This is a genomic window from Brachybacterium sp. Marseille-Q7125 (assembly GCF_023062615.1).
Lineage (GTDB): Bacteria > Actinomycetota > Actinomycetes > Actinomycetales > Dermabacteraceae > Brachybacterium.
The window spans coordinates 31,788-53,281 of the sequence record NZ_JALLAL010000013.1 but is presented as its reverse complement, the minus strand read 5'-3'; the positions used below and the strand labels follow the sequence as shown (position 1 = coordinate 53,281).

The 21,494-nt window shown below is 69.0% G+C and carries 17 protein-coding genes; 10 read left to right on the top strand and 7 right to left on the bottom strand.

Going from position 1 to position 21,494, the window contains the following annotated elements; translation table 11 throughout:
* Positions 1–38 precede the first annotated feature (38 nt).
* Positions 39–1,250: an acyl-CoA dehydrogenase family protein gene (locus MU407_RS05230; protein ID WP_246955906.1), complete on the top strand. Its 1,212-nt coding sequence runs from the start codon at positions 39–41 to the stop codon at positions 1,248–1,250.
* A 104-nt stretch (positions 1,251–1,354) separates the two neighbouring features.
* Here MU407_RS05230 and MU407_RS05225 read toward each other — a convergent pair whose 3' ends face one another.
* From MU407_RS05225 to pgi, 6 genes are all read right to left on the bottom strand, one after another.
* The gene (locus MU407_RS05225; protein ID WP_246955904.1) at positions 1,355–2,383 is read right to left on the bottom strand and encodes an ATP-dependent 6-phosphofructokinase; all 1,029 of its coding nucleotides are present in this window, start codon (positions 2,381–2,383) and stop codon (positions 1,355–1,357) included.
* Positions 2,384–2,492: 109 nt separating this feature from the next.
* A complete protein-coding gene (locus MU407_RS05220) occupies positions 2,493–4,022 on the bottom strand; it encodes an SPFH domain-containing protein (RefSeq protein ID WP_246955902.1) in 1,530 nt (509 codons plus the stop codon).
* A gap of 162 nt (positions 4,023–4,184) precedes the next feature.
* A complete protein-coding gene (locus MU407_RS05215) occupies positions 4,185–5,045 on the bottom strand; it encodes a carbohydrate ABC transporter permease (protein WP_246955900.1) in 861 nt (286 codons plus the stop codon).
* Between the two features lies 1 nt (position 5,046).
* A complete protein-coding gene (locus MU407_RS05210; RefSeq protein ID WP_246955898.1) occupies positions 5,047–5,961 on the bottom strand; it encodes a sugar ABC transporter permease in 915 nt (304 codons plus the stop codon).
* Positions 5,961–7,295 carry an extracellular solute-binding protein gene (locus tag MU407_RS05205; protein WP_246955896.1) on the bottom strand — a complete coding sequence of 445 codons (1,335 nt, stop codon included), beginning with the start codon at positions 7,293–7,295 and terminating at the stop codon, positions 5,961–5,963. The genes MU407_RS05210 and MU407_RS05205 overlap by 1 nt, the downstream gene beginning before the upstream one ends.
* A 286-nt stretch (positions 7,296–7,581) precedes the next feature.
* The gene (pgi, locus tag MU407_RS05200) at positions 7,582–9,288 is read right to left on the bottom strand and encodes a glucose-6-phosphate isomerase (RefSeq protein WP_246955894.1); all 1,707 of its coding nucleotides are present in this window, start codon (positions 9,286–9,288) and stop codon (positions 7,582–7,584) included.
* Positions 9,289–9,593: 305 nt separating this feature from the next.
* On the opposite strand from pgi, the gene MU407_RS05195 reads away from it, so the two are divergent.
* From MU407_RS05195 to MU407_RS05170, 6 genes are all read left to right on the top strand, one after another.
* Positions 9,594–11,252 carry an ABC transporter substrate-binding protein gene (locus MU407_RS05195; RefSeq protein WP_246955892.1) on the top strand — a complete coding sequence of 553 codons (1,659 nt, stop codon included), beginning with the start codon at positions 9,594–9,596 and terminating at the stop codon, positions 11,250–11,252.
* A 120-nt stretch (positions 11,253–11,372) separates the two neighbouring features.
* The gene (locus MU407_RS05190) at positions 11,373–12,302 is read left to right on the top strand and encodes an ABC transporter permease (RefSeq protein WP_246955890.1); all 930 of its coding nucleotides are present in this window, start codon (positions 11,373–11,375) and stop codon (positions 12,300–12,302) included.
* Positions 12,292–13,248, top strand: a complete 957-nt coding sequence (locus MU407_RS05185) for an ABC transporter permease (RefSeq protein ID WP_246955888.1) — start codon at positions 12,292–12,294, stop codon at positions 13,246–13,248. Before MU407_RS05190 ends, MU407_RS05185 begins: the two co-directional genes overlap by 11 nt.
* On the top strand, positions 13,245–15,086 hold the full coding sequence (locus MU407_RS05180) for an ABC transporter ATP-binding protein (protein ID WP_246955886.1): 1,842 nt from the start codon (positions 13,245–13,247) through the stop codon (positions 15,084–15,086). Before MU407_RS05185 ends, MU407_RS05180 begins: the two co-directional genes overlap by 4 nt.
* A gap of 205 nt (positions 15,087–15,291) precedes the next feature.
* Positions 15,292–17,223: a translational GTPase TypA gene (typA, locus tag MU407_RS05175; protein WP_246955884.1), complete on the top strand. Its 1,932-nt coding sequence runs from the start codon at positions 15,292–15,294 to the stop codon at positions 17,221–17,223.
* Between the two features lie 4 nt (positions 17,224–17,227).
* Entirely contained in the window at positions 17,228–17,680 is a 453-nt protein-coding gene (locus MU407_RS05170) for a hypothetical protein (RefSeq protein WP_246955882.1), read from the top strand.
* Positions 17,681–17,797: 117 nt separating this feature from the next.
* On the opposite strand, the gene MU407_RS05165 is transcribed toward MU407_RS05170, so the two are convergent.
* Positions 17,798–18,160, bottom strand: coding sequence for an acetyltransferase (locus MU407_RS05165; RefSeq protein WP_246955880.1), 363 nt, complete (start codon positions 18,158–18,160; stop codon positions 17,798–17,800).
* A 114-nt stretch (positions 18,161–18,274) separates the two neighbouring features.
* On the opposite strand from MU407_RS05165, the gene fdxA reads away from it, so the two are divergent.
* From fdxA to MU407_RS05150, 3 genes are all read left to right on the top strand, one after another.
* Positions 18,275–18,607 carry a ferredoxin gene (gene fdxA / locus MU407_RS05160; RefSeq protein ID WP_102236514.1) on the top strand — a complete coding sequence of 111 codons (333 nt, stop codon included), beginning with the start codon at positions 18,275–18,277 and terminating at the stop codon, positions 18,605–18,607.
* Positions 18,608–18,665: 58 nt separating this feature from the next.
* Entirely contained in the window at positions 18,666–19,847 is a 1,182-nt protein-coding gene (gene dapC, locus MU407_RS05155) for a succinyldiaminopimelate transaminase (RefSeq protein WP_246955924.1), read from the top strand.
* Between the two features lie 61 nt (positions 19,848–19,908).
* Positions 19,909–21,258 (top strand): citrate synthase, encoded by a 1,350-nt coding sequence (locus MU407_RS05150; RefSeq protein WP_246955878.1) that lies wholly within the window; start codon positions 19,909–19,911, stop codon positions 21,256–21,258.
* The last annotated feature ends 236 nt before the right edge of the window (positions 21,259–21,494 follow it).

Below are 21,494 nucleotides of genomic sequence, written 5' to 3'. Positions count from 1 at the left end.
CTCCTGCACGCCGTTCGCGCCTCCAGTAGCCTGCGGCCATGACCGAACTGCCCGATGACCTGCTGTCCGACGAGCTGCTGACGACCTTCCGTGAGCGCGCCGTGGTCCACGACCGCGAGAACACCTTCCCCCGCGATGACCTCGCCGATCTGCGCGAGCGCGGCTACCTGCGCCTGCTGGTGCCCCAGGAGTTGGGCGGCACGGGCGCGAGCCTGCTGGAGGCCTCCCGGATCCAGCGGCGCCTCGCGCAGGCCGCCCCCGCCACCGCCCTGTCGATGAACATGCACCTGGTGATCACCGGCGCGGCCCTGCATGCGTACCGCCTGGGCGTGCCGGGAGTGCGGCCCATCCTCGAGGACGCGGCGGCGGACCGCCTGTTCGCCTTCGGCATCTCCGAGGCGGGGAACGAGGCGATGCTCTTCGACTCCTCCTCCCGGGCCGAGCCGCAGGAGGACGGCGGCTTCCGCGTCACCGGCACGAAGATCTTCACCTCCCTCGCGCCGGTCTGGGACCGCCTGGTGGTCCACGCCCGCCGCGCCGCAGACGACGGGTCCGCCGAGGAGGATCCGAGCCTGGTCTTCGGCATCCTCGAGCGCACCACGGAGGTTGAGGTCAAGGACGACTGGGACACCCACGGCATGCGCCCCAGCCAGTCCTGCACCACCCGCCTGCACGGCGCCCCGATCACCGCGGAGCACGTGCTGACCACGACCCCCGTCGGCCCCAATCCCGATCCCTTCGTGATGGGGATCTTCGGGGCTTTCGAACTGCTGATCGCCTCGGTGTACACCGGGATCGCTGAGCGCGCGATCACCGTGGGCACCGAGGTGGCGCACACCCGGCGCAGCGTCACCCGCGGCATCGTCCATGCTGATGACCCCGATATCCGCTGGCGCCTCGCCGATGCTGCGATTGGCGTGGACGGCGTCATCCTCCAGCTCGAGAAGCTGCTGGCGGACCTCGACGCACTGGGCACGGGGGAGCAGGGCCCGGGCATCACCGACCATGGGGCGCGCTGGTTCCTGCACTTCTCCGGGGTGAAGTCCCGCGCCACCGAAACGGCGATCGCGGCAGTGGACCAGGTGCTGCGCGCCTCGGGCGGCTCCCACTACTTCCGCCGCAGCGAGCTCGAACGCCTCTCGCGGGATGTGCGCGCCGGGATGTACCACCCCTCCGATGAGGAGTCGGTGCATGCCAGCTACGCGAAGGCCCTGCTGGGCGAGATCGACCAGCCGCGCGAGGAGCACTGAGCGCCCCGCACAGCATTGAGCGCCCTGCACAGCACTGAGCGCACAGCGCAGCGGGGCCGGGGCGATGCACTCGCCCCGGCCCCGCCGCTGTCAGGGTCGCCGGTTCAGCCGAACAGCACCTCGGCCTCACGCCAGCGGGACTCCGGCACCTTCTTCAGCGAATCGATGGCCTCGCTGAGCGGCACATCCACAATCTCGGTGCCGCGCAGTGCCACCATGCGGCCGAAGCCGCCCTTATGCACGAGATCCAGGGCGGTGGTGCCCAGCCGCGTGGCCAGCACCCGGTCATATGCGGTGGGCTCACCACCGCGCTGGATATGCCCCAGCACCGTCGCCCGCGTCTCGATGCCCAGCCGCTCTTCGATCAGCGGGGCGAGCGCCTCAGCGATCCCGCCGAAGCGCGGGCGCCCGAACTCGTCGAGCTCGTAGTCCATGAAGCCCTCGGGCGCATCCTTGGGGACGAAGCCCTCGGCGACCACGACCAGCGGGGCGCGCCCGCGATTGAAAGCCGCCTGCACGTAGTGGCAGATGTCGTCCAGGCTCAGGGGGAACTCCGGCAGGCAGATCACGTGCGCGCCGGCCGCCATGCCCGAGTGCAGGGCGATCCAGCCCACCGAGCGGCCCATCACCTCGCCCACCATGCAGCGGTGGTGCGAATCGCCGGTCATGCGCAGGCGGTCCAGGGACTCGGTGGCGATCTCCACGGCGGTGTTGAAGCCGAAGGTGTAGTCGGTGGCATCGAGGTCGTTGTCGACCGTTTTGGGGACGCCGACGATGGGGATGCCCGCCTCGAACAGCCGGTTCGCGGTGAACAGGGTGCCGTCGCCGCCGATCGCGATGAGGGCGTCCATGTCCATGTCGTCCATGTTCTGGCGCACGATCTCGGCGCCGTCCTCCCCGTCGGCGAAGGGGTTGGAGCGCGAGGTGCCCAGGATCGTTCCGCCGATGCGGCCGATGCCGCGCACCCGGCGCCGCGGCAGCGTCATGTAGTCCTTCTCGATGACGCCGCGCCAGCCATCCTTGAAGCCGATGAACTCATCCTCGAACATCGTGTTGCCCTTGATGACCACGCCGCGGATGACGGCGTTCAGGCCGGGGCAGTCACCGCCGGAGGTCAGGATTCCGATCTTCATGGAAGCTGTGCTCTCTTCTCTCGCCGGGCCGGAGCCGGGGCACTCCGCGCGGAATGCCCCGGCTCCACTCTAGGGGGCGCGGACCGCGCAGCGGCGGTCCGGAGGGCCCTCAGTTCTGCCCGGTCTGGCCGGGGTCCTCGGACTGGGCATCGGCGGCGGACTCGGACTGCTCGCGCACCTGGCGGCCACCGGCGGCGGCCCGCTCGAGCGTCTCCTGGAAATCCACGCCCGTGGTGGAGCGGACCATCTCCAGCACCTGCGCGAGGCCCACGGAGATGTTCTGCCCGATCTTCGCTTCGCCGTCGGTGGAGAACACCGAGAGGTTGTCGATGTTGGAGTACGGGGAGGCCAGCTCCCCGGCCACCTGCGGCAGCACCTCGAGCACCTGGGCCAGGACCGCGGCGTCGTTGAACTGCTTGTACGCCTCGGCGCGGGCGCGGGTGGTCTCCGCCTCCGCATCACCCTTGGCGCGGATCGACGCGGCCTCGGCCTCGCCCTTGGCGCGCAGCGCATCGGCCTCCGCCTGGCCCTCCAGGCGCACCGCCTCGGCGTCCTTGGAGCGGCGCTGCAGCTCCACCTCGGCTTCGGCGCGGCCCCGGGCTTCGATGGCGTGGGCCTCGGCGTCCGCGGAGACCTTGCGGGCCTCTGCGCGGTTGCGCTCATCGGTCAGCTGCGCCTCGGATTCGGCCACGCGCGCGTACTTTTTCGCGTCGGCTTCCTGCTGCTGCGCCTGACGGGAGGCATCGGCCGGCTTGATGACCTCGGCGATCAGCTGCTTCTCGCGCAGGTCATTGTTCCGGACCGCGATGAGCTCTTCCTGCTCGATGATCTTCTGCTGCTGGGCGGCACGGGCCAGCGGGCCGGCGGCGTCGGCCACCGCCTGCCGGGCGTCGGTCTGCTCCTTGATCTCCGCGTTGCGCAGATCGAAGGCCTGCTTGGACTCCGCCTCCTGCTGGAGGTTGACGTTCTTGGCCTGGGTGGCCTCACGGTTCGCATCGGACTCGGCGATCGCCGCGCGCTTGGCCACCAGCGCCGCCTCGGGGCGACCCCAGTCCCGCAGGTAGGAACCGTCATCCTCCACGGCGGAGATCTGGAAGGTGTCGATCACCAGGCCCTGGTTGTTCATCGAATGCTCGGCCTCAGCCTGCACCTGGCTGGCGAAGGAGGCGCGGTCACGGATGATCTGCTCCACGGTCAGGGTGCCGACCACGGCGCGCAGGGTGCCGGAGAGGATCTCCTGGGTGTAGTGGTCGATCTGCTTCTGCTGGTCCAGGAAGCGCTGGGAGGCCTTGCGCACATCGTCCACATTGCCGCCCACCTTCACCTGCGCCACCCCGCGCAGACGCAGGAAGATGCCGTTCATGGAGTAGCCCTCGACCTCCACCGGGATCTGGCGGGAGGAGAGTGAGAGCACGAAAGCGCGATCGAAGATCGGGCGCACGATCGCGCGGCCGCCGATCACCACACGGGCGCCGCCGGACTCGAGGTCCACGTCCCCGGCCTTGGTGCCGCGGCCGGTGATGATCAGGGCCTCGTTCGGTGCCGCGATCCGGTAGCTGCGCATGATGATGACGGTCACGATCAGCCCCACGATCGCGAGGATCACGATTACGCCGACGACGGGTAGGAGAAGCTCCATGGGTCCCCCTTGAGGTGTGATATCTGCCAGGTCACATCATCGCATGTCGCCGGGTGGTTCCGCAGGCCATTGCCCACTATGCGAGTCGCCTCAGCGGACCGCGCGCCGCGGCGGGCGCCAGATCACGGCGCGGCGTGCGGCCGGTCAGACGGCGCCCGCCGGTCACTTCATGCCGGTTGCGGCGATGCCCTGGACGATCTGCTTCTGGAAGACCAGGAAGCAGATCAGCACCGGCACCATCGACACCACGGAGATGGCCAGCACCAGGTTGAAGGGCACCACCTCCTGGCTCGCGAAACGGGCCAGCGCCACCGGCAGGGTGCGGGTCCTCTCATTGGTGACCACCAGCGGCCACAGGAAGTCGTTCCACCGCCACAGCACCGAGAAGATTGCGAGCACGGCGAGGGCCGGCTTGCACAGCGGCAGCACCACCCACCAGAAGATTCCGAACTCTCGGGCGCCGTCCACGCGGGCGGAATCGATGAGCTCATCGGGGATCGTGAGCATGTACTGGCGCAGCAGGAACACACCCGTCGGGGTGGCGATTGCGGGCAGGATCACGCCCCATAGGGAGTTGGTCAGCCCCAGGGAGGCGGTCACCTGGTAGACGGGGATCAGGATCACTTGCAGCGGCACCATGATCGTCGCGAGCGTGACCAGGAACAGCAGGTCCCGGCCACGGAAGTTGTAGCGGCTGAGCGCATAGGCGGCCATCGAGTTGATGATCAGGGTCAGCAGCGTCGCCACGACCACCACGATCACGCTGTTGGTGAGGTAGCGCAGCACGTCGAAGCTGGTCAGCGCCTGGACGTAGTTCTCGGGCCGCCAGGTCTCCGGCAGCAGCGTGGGCGGTCGCTGCGCGAGCTCCGAGGGACTCTTGAAGGAGCCCAGCACCGTCCACAGCAACGGGATCAGCACCAGCAGGGCCAGCGCCGTGAGATTCACGGTGCGCACCGCATCGCGCGGACGCACCCGGGTGCGGGAGGTCGAGGTCCAGGTCGTCGGTTTCGTGCTCGTGCTCATCTCACACCGCCTCCGCGCGCCGGCCCAGCCACCAGTTCAGCAGCGTGAAGCTCATGACGATCAGGAACAGCACCACCGACCCGGCGGCGGCCATGCCGTACTGCATCTGGGGCCCGAAGGCGTTGTCGTACACGTACTGCACCAGCAGCGTGGTCGAGCCGACCGGTCCACCGCCGGTGAGGTTGTAGATGACGTCGAAGGATTGGAAGCCGTGGATGGTGGACAGGATCAGCACCACCATCGTGGTGGGCGCGAGCATCGGCACCGTGATGTGCCGGAACTGCTCGAGCGGCGAGGCGCCGTCCAGGCTCGCGGCCTCATACAGGTTCGGGTCGATGGACTGTAGTCCGGCCAGCAGGATCATGGTGTAGAAGCCGACGTTGACCCACAGGCTCACCGCCACCACGGAGACCATGGCCAGGGTGGGGTTCACGAGCCAGGGCACTGCATCCAGGCCGATCGCGGACAGCGCCGCATTGACCAAGCCGCCGTTGCGCTCCAGCAGCCAGCGCCACACGATGCCGACGACCACGGGGCTGAGCAGCACCGGCAGGAAGAACACCGAGCGGAAGAAGGACTTCCCGATGTTCTGCGCGTTCAGCTGCACTGCGAGCACCACGGAGATCAGCACACCGAGCGCCACGAAGGCCAGGACGAACACGACAGTGTTCACCAGCGCCTGGAAGAACTCGTCGTCGGCGAAGATCCGCTGGTAGTTCCCGAGCCCCGCCCATTCGAAGGTGCGGCCGTTGCGGGAGGAGTACAGCGAGATGTTCAGCCCGCTGAAGGCCGGGTAGATGGTGAACAGCCCGAAGATCACCATGTTGGGCAGCAGGAACAGGTACGGCGCCGCCCGCAGGGACCACGGCACCCGTCGGCGCCGACGTGGGGCCGCGGGTGCCGTGGCCGAGGACATCAGGCCTGCTCCACGATGGAGTCGATGGCGGCCTTGAGATCCTCCATGGCGGTGGCCAGGTCCTTGTTGCCGGCCACCACCTGGGAGAACTCCTTGATGAACTCCTGCGCGGCGGCATCGAAGTTCGGGTCGTAGCAGGCGGCGAAGGCCTCCGGCGGGGTCTCGGAGAGATCGGTGACGAACACGCCCATCTCCTGATCCCGCATCGGGTAGGTGACGCCGGACTCGGTGAGATCCGCCCGGGTGGGCATGAACGAGGACGCGGTGATGAAGGCCTCCTGCGACTCCTTGGAGTTCATGAACTGCAGGAAGGTGGCGGCGAGCTGGTTCTCGGGCCCCTCGGCGAAGCCCACCATGAACTTGCCGCCGGGGAAGCCGCCGCCAGAGGACATCGAGGGGTTCGGCATCGTGGTCCAGGCGAACTCGGCACCCTCGTCGAACTGGGCGACCTGCCAGTTGCCCGAGAGATAGACCGGCACCTGCTGGGCCAGGAACACCTCATTGGCGCCCTGGTACTTGGTGCCCGAATCCAGCCAGAAATCAGACGGCGACGTGCCGTTCTCGATCATGTCCACCAGCGGCTGCAGCGCCGTGGTGGCGGCCGCCGGGTCCAGGGAGCTCTCACCCTCCTGCACCAGGTAGGTGCCGCCCTGGGAGAGGATCGTGGAGAGGCGATGCCCGGACTTGTCCATCGCGAAGGCGTACTCGCACCCGGTTTTCTCCTGCACCTGCGTGGCGAGGTCGACCATCTCCTCCCAGGTCCAGGAATCCGGCACCTCCACCCCGGCCTTTTCGAACAGGTCGAGGTTCACGAAGGGACCGTTCTGCGTGAGGTCGGAGGCGACCGCATGGATCTTCCCGTCGGGATCGGTCATGCCCACGCGCACCCCCTCGGAGAACTCCTCGAGGTACTCCGCCCCCAGATAGTCGTCCAGGATCAGCAGATCGCCGACGAACGGAGCGGTCGCGGCCACGCGCGCCACATCGGGGGCCTGACCGCCGGACAGGCGCGCCTGCAGGGTGGTGGTGATATCGGAGAACGGCACGATCTCCAGGTCGACGGTGACGTCGTACTCCTCTTCGAACTGGGCGATGAGGTCACGGGTGGCCTGCTCATCGGGACCATCGGTGAAGTAGACGTAGGAGAGGGTCTTACCGGCGAGCTCGGAGGCGTCCTGCTCCTCGACGGGCGCGGCATCGGGGTTGCTGCCCCCACCGCCGGAGCCGCCGGGGTTGCAGGCGGTCAGGGCGGTGGCGGCGAGCGCCGCGGTGCCGCCCAGCGTCACGGCGCGGCGCGACGGGGTCAGAGTGCGGGGAGCGGTCGTGGGGTTCATGCGCGGTCCTCCTTGATCGCGGTGCGGCCCCCGACGGTGGGGAGCGCGCGGCTCGTGCGGCCGACGGGGACATGGTCCCGGTGCTTCAGCAGCATGGATGACGGTTGCCGCGGTTGCACGCGATGTGGCCCAGTTGTGACCTCTCCGGGGCGCACGGCGCATCACAGGTGAACGCGAGGCGGCCTGGGGGTGGCGGGATGGTGAACGAGGGCCCGGGGGCATGTCAGCCCCCGGGCCCTCTGAGCCTGTGCCGCCCATGCCGGGCAGCGCTGCGTCCTTGCGGTGCTCAGTCCTCGCGGTGCGCGAGGTACCAGCGGATCAGTCCCGCGGTGGAGGAGTCCTCCTGCGCGAGCGCCTCGTCGTCGCCGGCCACAGCCGGGGCGAGGTTCTTGGCCAGCTGCTTGCCGAGCTCCACGCCCCACTGGTCGAAGGAGTTGATGCCCCACACCACGCCCTGCACGAAGGTGATGTGCTCGTACAGCGCGATCAGCTGCCCCAGCGTCGAGGGCGTGAGCTTCGCGGCCAGGATCGAGGTGGTGGGACGGTCGCCGGAGAACTCGCGGGCCGCTACCAGCGCGCCCTCGGTGCCCTCGGCGCGGACCTCCTCGGCGGTCTTGCCGAAGGCAAGCGCCTTGGTCTGGGCGAAGAAGTTCGCCAGGAACAGCTCGTGGACGTCCTGCTCGCCGTCGCGCAGCGCATGGTTCGGGGTGGCGAAGGCGATGAAGTCCGCGGGGATCACCCGGGTGCCCTGGTGGATCAGCTGGTAGAAGGCGTGCTGCCCGTTGGTGCCGGGCTCGCCCCAGAACACCTCGCCGGTCTCGGTGGTGGCCAAAGAGCCGTCCCAGCGCACCGACTTGCCGTTGGACTCCATGGTCAGCTGCTGGAGGTAGGCGGGGAAGCGGTGCAGGTACTGCGAGTAGGGGAGGACCGCGTGGGTCTCCGCCTCCAGGAAATTCACGTTCCACACGTTCAGCAGGCCCATCAGCAACGGCACGTTCGCCTCGGCGGGGGCGGTGCGGAAATGCTCATCCATCGCGTGGAATCCGGCCAGCAGCTCCTCGAACGCCTCGGGGCCCAGCACGGTCGCGAGCACCGTCCCGATCGCGGAGTCGACGCTGTAGCGTCCGCCCACCCAGTTCCAGAAGCCGAAGGCATTGGCCGGGTCGATCCCGAACTCCTCGACCTTGTCCAGCGCCGTGGAGACCGCCACGAAATGCTTGGCGACCGCCTCGGTCTCCTGCTCGGCGGTCAGTCCCGCCTGCTCACGCAGACCATCCAGCAGCCACTGCCGCACCAGGCGGGCGTTGGTGATGGTCTCCAGGGTGGTGAAGGTCTTGGAGGCCACGATCACGAGCGTCGTCTCGGGATCCAGATCCGCGGTGGTGGCATACGCGTCGGTGGGGTCGATGTTGGAGACGAAGCGGGCGCTGAGGCTCTCCTGTGCGAGGGGCCGCAGCGCTTCGTAGACCATGACGGGCCCGAGGTCCGAGCCGCCGATGCCGATGTTCACCACGGTGCGGATCGGCTTGCCGGTCATGCCGGTCCACTCGCCCGAGCGGATCTTGCGCGCGAACGCGTAGACGCGCTGCAGGGTCTCGTGCACGTCCTGGTCGATCTGCTGGCCATCGACCTCGAGGGCGGGGGCGGCCCCGGCCGGGCGGCGCAGCGCGGTGTGCAGCACCGCGCGGTCCTCGGTGGTGTTGATGTGCGCACCGGTGAACATCGCCTCGCGCCGCTGCTCGAGACCCACCTCGCGGGCCAGCTGCAGCAGCAGCTGGACCGTCTCCTCGGTGATGGCGTTCTTCGACAGGTCCACGTGCAGGTCCGCGGCATCGAGGGTGAAGCGCTCGGCGCGCTGCGGATCAGCGGCGAACATCTCCCGCAGAGAGGTGGTCAGCTCGAGGCTGTGGGCCTCCAGCGCGGCCCAGGCCTCCGTGGTGGTGGGGTCGACGGGCGGGGTTGCGGCGGTGGCGGATGCAGAGGTCGCAGTCATACGGCCATTGAACACCCTCTTCTCGGGGACGGGCGAGGACCGCAGGCGGCCGGGATGGTCTTCAGATGCTGAGCGGCTCCGTCGGAACCCGGGCCCCGCGCGCCCGTCGCGCGGACTGATCGAGGGGCGCGCTATCCAGCAGATCTCGCACCCCGGACGGAGAACGTGTAGGTTCCGTCACCGAGAAGTTATCGAAGGATGAACGCCTCTTGACATGAGCTGCTGCATACTCGGCAGATCCGCACATTGCGGTGCGGGCGACCCCCGAGGCGTCCCGACCCCTCAAACGCACCAGGAGATCCCCCATGGCCTTCACGCGCCGAACCATGATGCTGAGCACCGCCGCCGGCGGCGCCGCGCTGACCCTCGCCGCCTGCGGCGGGGGCGGTGACGGCGGGAACGGCGGCAGCGGTGGCGGCGGAGCCGACGGCGGCTCCGGCGAGCCCATCTACGCCAACACCACCGAGCCCGAGAACCCCCTGATCCCCACCAACACCGGTGAGGTCGGCGGAGGCCGGATCATCACCATGCTGTGGGCGGGCCTGGTCTACTACAAGGCCGACGGCTCCACCGAGAACGACGTCGCAGAGTCCATCGAGTCCGAGGACAACCAGAACTGGACCATCACCATCCGTGAGGGCCTGACCTACTCCGACGGCTCCACCCCGGTGACCGCCCAGGACTTCGTGGACGCCTGGAACTACGGCGCCAACGCTACGAACGCCCAGATCGGCCAGTACTTCTTCGAGCCCATCGAGGGCTACAAGGAGCTGTCCGCCAAGGACGTCGCCGAGGATGCGACCCTCTCCGGCCTGGAGGTCGTGGACGAGAAGACCTTCACCGTGCGCCTGGTCTCCGCCCAGTCCGACTTCCCCACCCGCCTGGGCTATTCGGCGTACATGCCGCTGCCGCCCTCCGCCTTCGAGGACATGGAGGCCTTCGGCGAGTCGCCGCTCGCCAACGGCCCCTACAAGCTCGAGAGCTGGAGCCACGACCAGGAGCTCGTGCTGGTCCCCAATGAGTCCTACGACGGTCCCCGCAAGGCCCAGAACGCCGGGCTGACCTTCACCGTCTACCAGGACCCGGAGACCATGTACAACGACCTGTCTTCGGACAACGTCGACGTCGTGGACCAGATCCCCAACTCCGCCCTGTCCACCTTCGAGGACGAGCTGGGCGAGCGCGCGGTGAACACCGAGGGTGCTGTGTTCCAGTCGATCACCCTGCCCGGGTACGACAAGAACTTCGAGGGCGAGGCCGGGAAGCTGCGCCGCCAGGCGATCTCGCGGGCCATCGACCGTCAGACCATCTGCGACAACCTCTTCTTCGGCACCCGCACCCCCGCCACCGATTTCGTCTCCCCGGTGATCCCCGGCGGCGGTGCCACCGATATCCCCGGCGCCGAGGTGCTCGAGTTCGATGAGGCCGAGGCGAAGAAGCTGTGGGAGGAGGCCGAGGGCATGAGCCCCTTCGAGGGCCCCCTGACCCTCGCCTACAACGCCGACGGCCCCCACGCCGACTGGGTCGAGGCGGTGTGCAACTCGCTGTCCAACACCCTGGGCATCGAGGCCAAGCCCACCCCGTTCCCAGCCTTCGGTGAGATGCGCGAGCAGATCCGCAAGCGCGAGCTGGACGGCACCTGGCGTTCGGGCTGGCAGGCCGACTACCCCTCCGCCTACAACTTCCTGGGCCCCCTGTACGGCTCCGCGGCTGCGGATGGCAAGGGCTCCAACGACGGCGACTACAAGAACCCCGAGTTCGATCAGCTGCTGTCCGACGGTCTCGCCGCCGCGAGCGAGGAGGAGGCCATCGAGCTGTGGAAGCAGGCCGAGGCGATCCTCATGGAGGACCTGCCCGTCGTGCCGCTGTGGTACCAGAACACCTTCGGCGGCTACTCGACGCTGGTCTCCAACGTGGAGTACGGCTGGGACACCGTGCCGCTGTACCACCAGATCACCAAGTGATCTGCTGACCTACCCTGACGGCGGGGACCGGAGCCTCCGGTTCCCGCCGTCGCGCGCCCGGCCCGTCGGGCGCCCCCGGGGGCTGACCTCGGACCCTTCCCGACTTCGAAAGAGAACGACGTGATCTGGTACATCGCGCGGCGACTGCTGCAGATGATCCCCGTCTTCCTCGGCGCCACCCTGATCATCTACCTGCTGACGTTCTACACGTCCGGAGACCCGATCCTCACGCTCGCCGGAGACAAGCCGATCTCCCCGGCCGTCGAGCAGCGCCTGCGGGAGCAGTACAACCTCGACAAGCCCGTGCTCGTGCAGTGGCTGATCTACCTCGGCAACGTGGTGACGCTGGACCTGGGAGTGGGCTTCAACGGCCGCTCGATCTCCGAGCAGATCGCCCAGGCCTTCCCCACCACCTTTAAGCTCGCGCTCATCGCCGTGGCGGTCGAGACCACCTTCGGCATCATCGCCGGCGTGATCGCGGGCCTGCGCAAGGGCACCTTCATCGACACCACGCTGCTGATGCTCTCGCTGCTGCTGATCGCCACCCCCACCTTCGTGATCGGCTTCGTGGCCCAGTTCGTCCTGGGCGTCAAGCTGGGGATCGCCCCGATCAACGTGGGCCGCGACCCGTCGTGGGAGAACCTCCTGGTACCCGGCTTCGTGCTGGGCGCCGTCTCCTTCGCCTACGTCCTGCGCCTGACGCGCACCTCGATCGCCGAGACGGTCCCGTCGGACCACGTGCGCACCGCGACCGCCAAGGGCCTCTCGCGCGGCGGCGTGGTCTCCCGCCACATCCTGCGCAACTCCCTGATCCCCGTGGTCACTTTCATCGGCGCGGACCTGGGCGCCCTGATGGGCGGCGCGATCGTCACCGAGCGCATCTTCAACGTGCCCGGGATCGGGACGCTGCTGTTCAAATCGATCAACGACGGCGAGAGCCCGCTGGTGGTCTCGCTGGTGACGTTGATGGTGATCATCTTCCTGCTGTCCAACCTCGTCGTGGACCTGCTCTACGGCGTGCTCGACCCGAGGATCCGCTATGGCAAGTGACGCACGCGCCACCCGTCGGCCCACCACCCAGCACTGGGTGGCGCCGCTGGACGAGACCCCGCTGCAGGAGGTCGACGCCGTCGACACCTCCACCGCGCCCCGCTCCCTGTGGGCGGAGGCCGCGCACAACCTGGTGCGCAACCCCGTGTTCGTCATCTCCGCCCTGCTGATCGCCTTCATCCTGTTCGTCGCCGCGTTCCCGCAGATCTTCAGCGACCAGGACCCCAGCTACGGCGACCTGATGAACGCCAATCAGCCCGCCAGCGGCGAGCACCCCTTCGGCACCTCCCGCCAGGGCTACGACATCCTCGCCCGCACCGTGTGGGGCACCCGCACCTCGGTGCTCATCGGCTTCTTCACGATGATCGGCTCGACCCTGATCGGCGGGGTGATCGGCGCGCTCGCCGGCTACCTCGGCGGCTGGTTCGACGAGATCGTCTCTCGCATCACCGACGTGTTCTTCGCGATCCCGATGATCCTGGGCGCGATCGTCATCGCCACCCGCGTGGGAGAGATGACCATCTGGACCGTGGTGCTGGTGCTGTCGATCTTCGGCTGGACGAACATCGCCCGCATCATGCGCGGCTCGGTGATCTCCACCAAGAGCCAGGACTTCGTGCCGGCCTCGACGGCGCTGGGCGCCTCGCGGCCCGCCGTGCTGCTGCGCCACATCATCCCCAATGCGATCGCCCCGGTGATCGTCACCGCCACCGTGAACCTCGGCGTCTTCATCGTCGCCGAGGCCACGCTGTCCTTCCTCGGCGTGGGCCTGCCCACCTCCGTCGTGTCCTGGGGGCGGGATATCGCCGCCGCCCGTGATGCGCTGCGCACCCAGCCGATGATGCTGTTCTACCCGTCCTTCGCACTGGCCCTGACGGTGCTGAGCTTCATCATGCTCGGCGACGCGGTGCGCGATGCGCTGGACCCGAAGGCGAGGAAACGATGACCGCCACCTCCGTCAGCCCCGTCGAGGACCGCCCTGCCGCGGATGCCCCGCTGCTGCAGATCCGCGACCTGGAGATCACCTTCACCACCTCCAGCGGACCGGTCAAGGGCGTGCGCAGCGCGAACCTCGAGGTCTACCCGGGCGAGACCGTCGCGATCGTCGGCGAGTCCGGTTCGGGCAAGTCCACCACCGCCATGAGCATCGCGCATCTGCTGCCCTCCAACGGCCGCATCACCGGCGGGTCGGTGATCTTCGAGGGCCGCGACATCACCCACGCCTCCGAGAAGGAGATCCGGGCGCTGCGCGGCAACCACGTGGGCCTCGTGCCGCAGGACCCGATGAGCAACCTCAACCCCATGTGGCGGGTGGGCACGCAGATCAAGGAGGCGCTGGTCGCCAACGGCGTCGCCAAGGGGGCTGAGGCGAAGGCCCGGACCGTCGAGCTGCTGCAGGAAGCGGGGCTGTCCGATGCCGGGCGCCGCGCCGAGCAGTACCCGCACGAGTTCTCCGGCGGCATGAAGCAGCGTGCCCTGATCGCGATGGGCCTCGCCGCCCGGCCCACCCTGCTGGTGGCCGATGAGCCCACCAGCGCCCTGGATGTCACGGTGCAGCAGCAGATCCTGGACCACCTGGACACCCTGACCGGGGAGCTCGGGGTGGCGGTGCTGCTGATCACCCACGACCTGGGGCTCGCCGCGGAGCGCGCCCAGCATCTGGTCGTGATGTACAAGGGGCGGGTGGTCGAGTCCGGGCCCGCGCTCGAGCTGCTGCAGAACCCGCAGCATCCGTACACCAAGCGGCTCATCGCCGCCGCGCCGTCGCTGGCCTCCCGCCGCCTGGTCTCCTCCTCCGAGCGAGCCCAGGTGCGCGAGCAGGCGCAGCTGCACGCCCAGGAGCAGGAGTCCGAAGCCGCCGGCACCGACCACGTGATCGAGGTCGAGAACCTCACCAAGGTGTTCCCCATCCGCGGCGCCGTGCCGTGGAAAAGCACCCCGTTCACCGCGGTCGATGACGTGTCCTTCGCGATTGAGCGCGGCACCACCACCGCGATCGTGGGGGAGTCCGGCTCCGGGAAGTCCACGGTCGCGCAGATGGTGCTGCGGCTGCTCGAGCCCACCAAGGGCCGGGTGCTCTTCGAGGGCAAGGACGTCACCGCCTACAAGGGGGCGGAGCTGAAGACGCTGCGCCGCCGTGTCCAGCCGATCTTCCAGAACCCCTACGGCACCCTGGATCCGATGTACTCGATCTTCCGCACGATCGAGGAGCCGATGCGGATCCACGGCATCGGCGATGCGAAGAGCCGTGAGGCCAAGGTCCGGGACCTGCTGGACAAGGTCGCGCTGCCCTCCACGATGATGCGGCGCTTCCCCAATGAGCTCTCCGGTGGTCAGCGTCAGCGCATCGCGATCGCCCGGGCGCTCGCCCTGGATCCCGAGGTGGTCATCTGCGATGAGGCCGTCTCGGCGCTCGACGTGCTGGTGCAGGCCCAGGTGCTCGAGCTGCTGAACGACCTGCAGGCCGAGCTGGGGCTCAGCTACCTGTTCATCACCCATGACCTCGCGGTGGTGCGGCAGATCGCCGACAGCACCCTGGTGATGGAGAAGGGCAAGGTCGTCGAGCAGGGCACCACCGATGAGGTGTTCCACGCCCCGCAGCAGGACTACACCAAGCGCCTGCTGGCCGCGATCCCCGGCGGCGACATCCCGCTGGCCGGCTCGGAGACTATTGAGGTCACTGCCCCCGTCGGCGAGGCCGATGAGGAGAAGGCCGAGGACGCGGACCTGCCCGAGGAGGGGGAGGGACCGGTGGATCCCTTCGCCGCCGCCGGTCGGGCCTGAGCTTGACGGCAGCATGCACGCTCGACGCCCCGCAGCACCTGGCCTGCGGGGCGTCGAACGTTACACGGCAGCCCCCTCGCCGTCGGCCCTGCAGGTTATAGACTCGCCGAGGCCCGGGAGCGGGTCGAACTCCGTCGTGCCGCGCGCACCGCAACGCCCCGCAGCGCGCCCCACGCCAGCAGCTACCAGGGAAGAGCACCCGCGTATGACCATTCAGCACCGCACGGACCTCCGCAACGTCGCCATCGTCGCCCACGTGGACCACGGCAAGACCACCCTGGTGGACGCCATGCTCACGCAGGGCGGAGCCTTCGGCGACCGGGAGAAGCACGACGAGCGGGCGATGGACTCCGGGGAGCTCGAGCGCGAGAAGGGCATCACGATCCTCGCGAAGAACACGGCGATCCGATACAACGGACCGTCGGCCGCGGCGATCGGCCACCCCGAGGGCATCACCATCAATGTCATCGACACCCCCGGCCACGCCGATTTCGGCGGTGAGGTCGAGCGCGGCCTGTCCATGGTGGACGGCGTGGTGCTGCTGGTGGACGCCTCCGAGGGGCCGCTGCCGCAGACCCGCTTCGTGCTGCGCAAGGCCCTGGCCGCGAAGCTGCCGGTCATCATGGTGGTCAACAAGGTGGACCGGCCCGATGCCCGCATCGACGAGGTCGTCTCCGAGACCACCGACCTGCTGCTGGGCCTGGCCTCCGACCTCGCTGAAGAGGTCGATGACCTGGACCTGGATGCGGTGCTGGATGTCCCCGTCGTCTACGCCTCCGGCAAGGCCGGGCGCGCCTCCCTCACCCAGCCGGCCGATGGCACCCTGCCGGACGAGGAGGACGTCGAGGCGCTGTTCGCCACGATCCTCGAGGCGATCCCCGCCCCCGCCTATGACGCCGATATGCCGCTGCAGGCCCATGTCACGAACCTCGACGCCTCCCCGTTCCTGGGCCGCCTCGCGCTGCTGCGCATCAAAAGCGGTGAGCTCGCCAAGGGGCAGCAGGTGGCCTGGTGCACCCACGAGGGTCAGACCAAGCCGATGAAGGTCACCGAGCTGCTGGAGACCAAGGGGCTCACGCGCGTGCCGATGGAGCGCACCGCCCGCCCCGGCGACATCGTCGCCGTCGCCGGCATTCCCGAGATCATGATCGGCGAGACCCTCGCCGATGTGGATGACCCGCGGCCGCTGCCGCTGATCGCCATCGACGACCCCGCGATCTCCATGACCATCGGCATCAACACCTCGCCGCTCGCGGGCAAGAACGGCAAGGGCCACAAGCTCACCGCCCGCCAGGTCAGGGACCGCCTGGACGCCGAGCTGGTCGGCAACGTGTCCCTCAAGGTGCTGCCCACCGAACGGCCCGACGCCTGGGAGGTGCAGGGCCGCGGCGAGCTCGCGCTGTCAATCCTCGTGGAGCAGATGCGCCGCGAAGGCTTCGAGCTGACCGTCGGCAAGCCCACGGTGCTCACCCGCACCATCGACGGCACCGTGCACGAGCCCGTCGAGCGCATGACCGTGGACGTGCCCGAGGAGTACCTGGGCACCGTCACCCAGCTGATGGCCTCCCGCAAGGGCCGCATGCTGACCATGAGCAACCACGGCTCCGGCTGGGTGCGCATGGAGTTCCAGGTGCCCTCACGCGGTCTCATCGGCTTCCGCACCCGCTTCCTCACCGAGACCCGCGGCAACGGCATCGCATCCTCCTACGCCGACGGCTACGAGCCCTGGATGGGGGAGATCGAGTTCCGCTCCACCGGCTCCCTGGTGGCCGACCGGCCCGGTGCGGTGACCCCGTACGCCATGATCAACCTGCAGGAGCGCGGCACCTTCTTCGTCGAGCCCACCAGCGAGGTCTACATGGGCCAGGTGGTGGGGGAGAACTCCCGCAATGAGGACATGGACGTGAACATCACGAAGGAGAAGAAGCTGACCAACATGCGTGCGGCCAGCGCCGACTCCTTCGAGAACCTGGTGCCGCCGCGCAAGCTCACGCTCGAGGAGTCTCTCGAGTTCACCGCCGAGGACGAGTGCGTGGAGGTCACCCCCGAGATCATCCGCATCCGCAAGGTGATCCTGGATCCCACCGAGCGGCGTCGTGCCCTCTCGCGCGTGAAGTCCGGGAAGCCCGGGGCGTGAGGCGATGACCACCCCGGCCCGGCCCGACGGGCCGCCCGCCATCGACCGCACCTCCCTGGGGGCGCGGGTGGTGCAGGTGGCGATGGCCGTGGTGCTCACCATCATTTCGGTGCTGCTGATGGTCACCACGCACCGCGTGAGCGTGGACGTCGCCGGCCTGACCCTGCCGGTGGGTCTGCTGTTCGCGGCGGTGCTGCAGGTGGTGATCTGCGTGTTCCTGTGGGCGGCGAGCGGGGCGCGCCTGCCGCTGCTGGTGGTGGGCATGCTGTGGGGGCTGCTTGCCACGCCGTTCCTGGGCCGCGGCGCGGGCGGTGGGGTGCTGTTCCCCGCACAGATCGGCGACCAGGTCCAGTACTCCGGCTTGGTGGTGCAGGCCTTGGGGATCCTGATCCCCTTCATCGTCGCGGCGGTGGTGAGCATCGGCGCAAGGCGCCGGGCCCGACGAACGCGGCCGTGAGGACCGCGCCGGGCGCGACGGGCGCGGCCGTGAGCATCGCGCCGGGCGCGGGTCGCGCCGCCTGAGCGGGGTTGTTGCACCTGAGCGGGCCTGCCGCACCGCGTGATGCGCTGCGGGCTAGCTGCTTCGGGGGCGGCGCACCGGCGGGGGAGGGACCTCCTTCGCGGCGATGACCAGCGCCCGCGGCACCGCCAACTCCCCGCGCCGCGTCATCACGCGCACCACCTGCTCCTCGGCGGCGAGGATCGTGCCCAGGGCATCGCTCATCGATTCGCCGTGCGGGGAGGCCTCGCGGTCGATCGCATAGCGCAGCACCACACGCCGCCCCACCTGCAGGAACGGCGCCCACCCCGCACGGGGGCGTGCGGACTCGTCAGCAGACACGGGCGACGGTGCGCGATGCTGCGAGGGCGGGGTCTGTGTGTGCGGGGGCGGCGCCTGCTCGTGCTCCGCGTCCTGTCCAGCGCTCTCCTCGACCATGCGCCCAGTATCCCGCGCCTGCCCCTGTGCCTCGGGTCACGGCGGGGTGCAGGCGCCCCCGGGAGCGCTGAGGTGAGAGGATGGAGTCCGTCGCAGACGGAAGGAAGCCACCCCATGACGTACGTCATCGCCCTGCCCTGCGTCGACGTGAAGGACCGAGCCTGCGTCGACGAGTGCCCCGTGGACTGCATCTACGAGGGCAACCGGATGCTGTACATCCAGCCCGATGAGTGCGTGGACTGCGGCGCCTGCGAGCCGGTGTGCCCCGTCGAAGCGATCTTCTACGAGGACGACACCCCGGACCAATGGGCGGAGTACTACAAGGCCAACGTCGAGTTCTTCGACGAGATCGGCGCCCCCGGCGGCGCCGCGAAGATGGGCGTGATCGACAAGGATCACCCGATCATCGAGGCTCTGCCGCCGCAGCCCAACCCGCTGGAGGACTGATCCTCCCGTGACCGACGCCGCCCAGGCCCCCGGCATGGCCGACGCCGAGAAGACCGGCATGGCCGACGCCGAGACGACCAGCGCTCCGACCCCCGCGCCGCGCCGCTCGCTCGCCGGGCGCCTGCCCGCATTCCCCTGGGACGCCCTTGCCGCAGCCAAGGCCCGAGCCGCTGAGCATCCGGACGGCATCGTGGATCTGTCCGTGGGCACGCCCGTGGACCCGACCCCTGCCTCCGTGCAGCAGGCCCTGGCCGATGCCGCGGACAGCCCCGGGTACCCGACCACCATCGGCACCCCGGCCCTGCGCGAGGCGATCGCCGACTTCCTGCACCGCCGCCGCGGTGCCGCTGCCGCGCTCACGGCCGAGCACGTGCTGCCCACCATCGGCTCCAAGGAGCTCGTGGCGCATCTGCCCTTCCAGCTCGGCATCGACGCCGACGATGCCGTCGCCTTCCCCCACATCGCCTACCCCACCTACGACATGGGCGCCCGCTTCGTCGGCGCCCGGCCCGTGCCGGTGGACATCGCCGACCTCGCCGCCTGCGGCGATGCGGCGCTGCCCGCGGACCTGGAACTTGGGCACCTGCGCCTGCTGTGGCTGAACTTGCCGTCGAATCCCACCGGCGAGGTGCTGGATGCCCAGCAGCTGGCGGCGATCGTCGCCTGGGCGCGCGAGCGCGGAATCATCATCGCCTCTGACGAGTGCTACGCCCTGCTGCCCTGGACCGTCCGCGAGGTCCCCTCCATCCTGGATCCGCGCGTCAGCGGCGGTGACCTTGCCGGCCTGCTGTGCGTGCACTCCCTGTCCAAGCAGGCGAACCTCGCTGGCTACCGCGCCGCCTTCGTCGCCGGGGATCCTGACCTGGTGGGCGAGCTGATCGCCGTGCGCAAGCAGGCCGGGATGATGCTGCCCGGCCCCGTGCAGGCGGCGATGACGGCAGCGCTCGGCGATGACGAGGCCCCATCGACCCAGCATGAGCGCTACCGCGCCCGCCGACAGACCCTCCTGCCCGCCCTCGAATCCGCTGGCGGTCAGGTCACCGGATCCCAGGCCGGGCTGTACCTATGGACCACCTTCGGTGAGGACGGCATGACCACGGTGAACCGTCTGGCTGAGCTCGGTATGCTGGTGGCACCGGGGATGTTCTATGGTGAGGGAGCCGCGGAGCATGTCCGCATCGCGCTCAGCGCGACCGATGAGCGGATCGCTGCCGCCGCCTCGCGCCTCACGAGCCGCTGACCGCACAATCTCGGGGGCGCGCCCCCGCCTGACCGATCCGACCACGCACAACGGAGAGCCCATGGATCACGCGACGCCCGCCCGCCTCACCCACGGTGACCAGACCCTCGACCTGCCCGTCGTCTCCGCGGTGGAAGGCAACTCCGGCATCGCGATCGGCCCGTTGCGTAAGGAGACGGGGGACGTCACCTACGACCCGGGCTTCATGAACACCGCGAACGTCAAGAGCTCGATCACCTACATCGACGGCGACGCCGGAATCCTGCGCTACCGCGGCTACCCAATCGAGCAGCTCGCCGAGCATTCCAGCTACCTCGAGGTCGCCTACCTGCTGATCCACGGCGAGCTGCCCACCCGCGGCCAGCTCGACAACTTCTGCGCCCAGGTGGAGCGGCGCACCCTGCTCGATGAGCGCTTCAAGCGCCTGTTCGACGGGTACCCGCGCGACGCCCACCCGATGGCGGTGCTGCAGGCCGGAGTCTCCGCCCTGTCCACCTTCTACCAGGACTCCCTGGACCCCTTCGACGAGGAGCAGGTGCGGGTCTCCTCCGTGCGGCTGCTCGCGAAGCTGCCGACCATGGCTGCCTACGCGCACCGCATCGCCCAGGGCCACGCCCTGCTGTACCCGGACAACCGCCTCTCTCTGATCGAGAACTTCCTGCGCCTGACCTTCGGATTCCCGGTCGAGGAATACATCGCCGACCCGGTGATCGTGCGGGCCATGGAGCAGCTGCTGATCCTGCATGCGGACCATGAGCAGAACTGCTCCACCTCCGCCGTGCGCCTGGTGGGCTCCGCCCAGGCCAACCTGTTCACCTCGATCTCCGCGGGCATCGGCGCTCTGTCCGGTCCCGCGCACGGCGGCGCCAACGCCGCCGTGATGGAGATGCTCAACGAGATCCGCGACCGCGACATGGACCCGCGGGACTTCATGGAGAAGGTGAAGAACAAGGAGGACGGCATCCGCCTGATGGGCTTCGGCCACCGGGTGTACAAGAACTACGATCCGCGCGCCCGCATCGTGAAGTCCATCGCCGACACCGTCCTGGAGCGCCTGGGCGTACACGACGAGCGACTGGACATGGCGATGCGCCTCGAGGAGATCGCCCTGGCCGACGACTACTTCGTCGAGCGCAAGCTCTACCCCAACGTCGACTTCTACACCGGCATCATCTACAAGGCGATGGGCTTCCCCACCCGCATGTTCACGGTCTTGTTCGCACTGGGCCGCCTGCCGGGCTGGATCGCCCAGTGGCAGGAGATGATCCACGACCCGGAGACGAAGATCGGTCGCCCGCGCCAGGTGTACGTCGGCCAAACCGAGCGCGACTACACGCCCATGGGCGAGCGCACCGGAACCAGCGAACTGCGCCTGGCCGAGCTGCAGAAGGAGATCGAAGAGCGCGGCTGATCCGCCCGGCCCCGTCTCACGTCCCGCCTGCCCGCGAGCCCGTCGGACCTTCGACGGGCTCGCGGCGTGTTTTCATCGGCTCCGTCACACCGTTTCGGCGCAAGGGTCGGAGGACTGATGTTCACCGTGATACAGCTCGCATTTGTGCAGGTCAGAGGCGGGACTATCGGCCCCGGGACAGCTCGGGGGTGGCCGGTACCCTGGTGGTGTCACAGAGGAAGGGCTCGACCTGATCG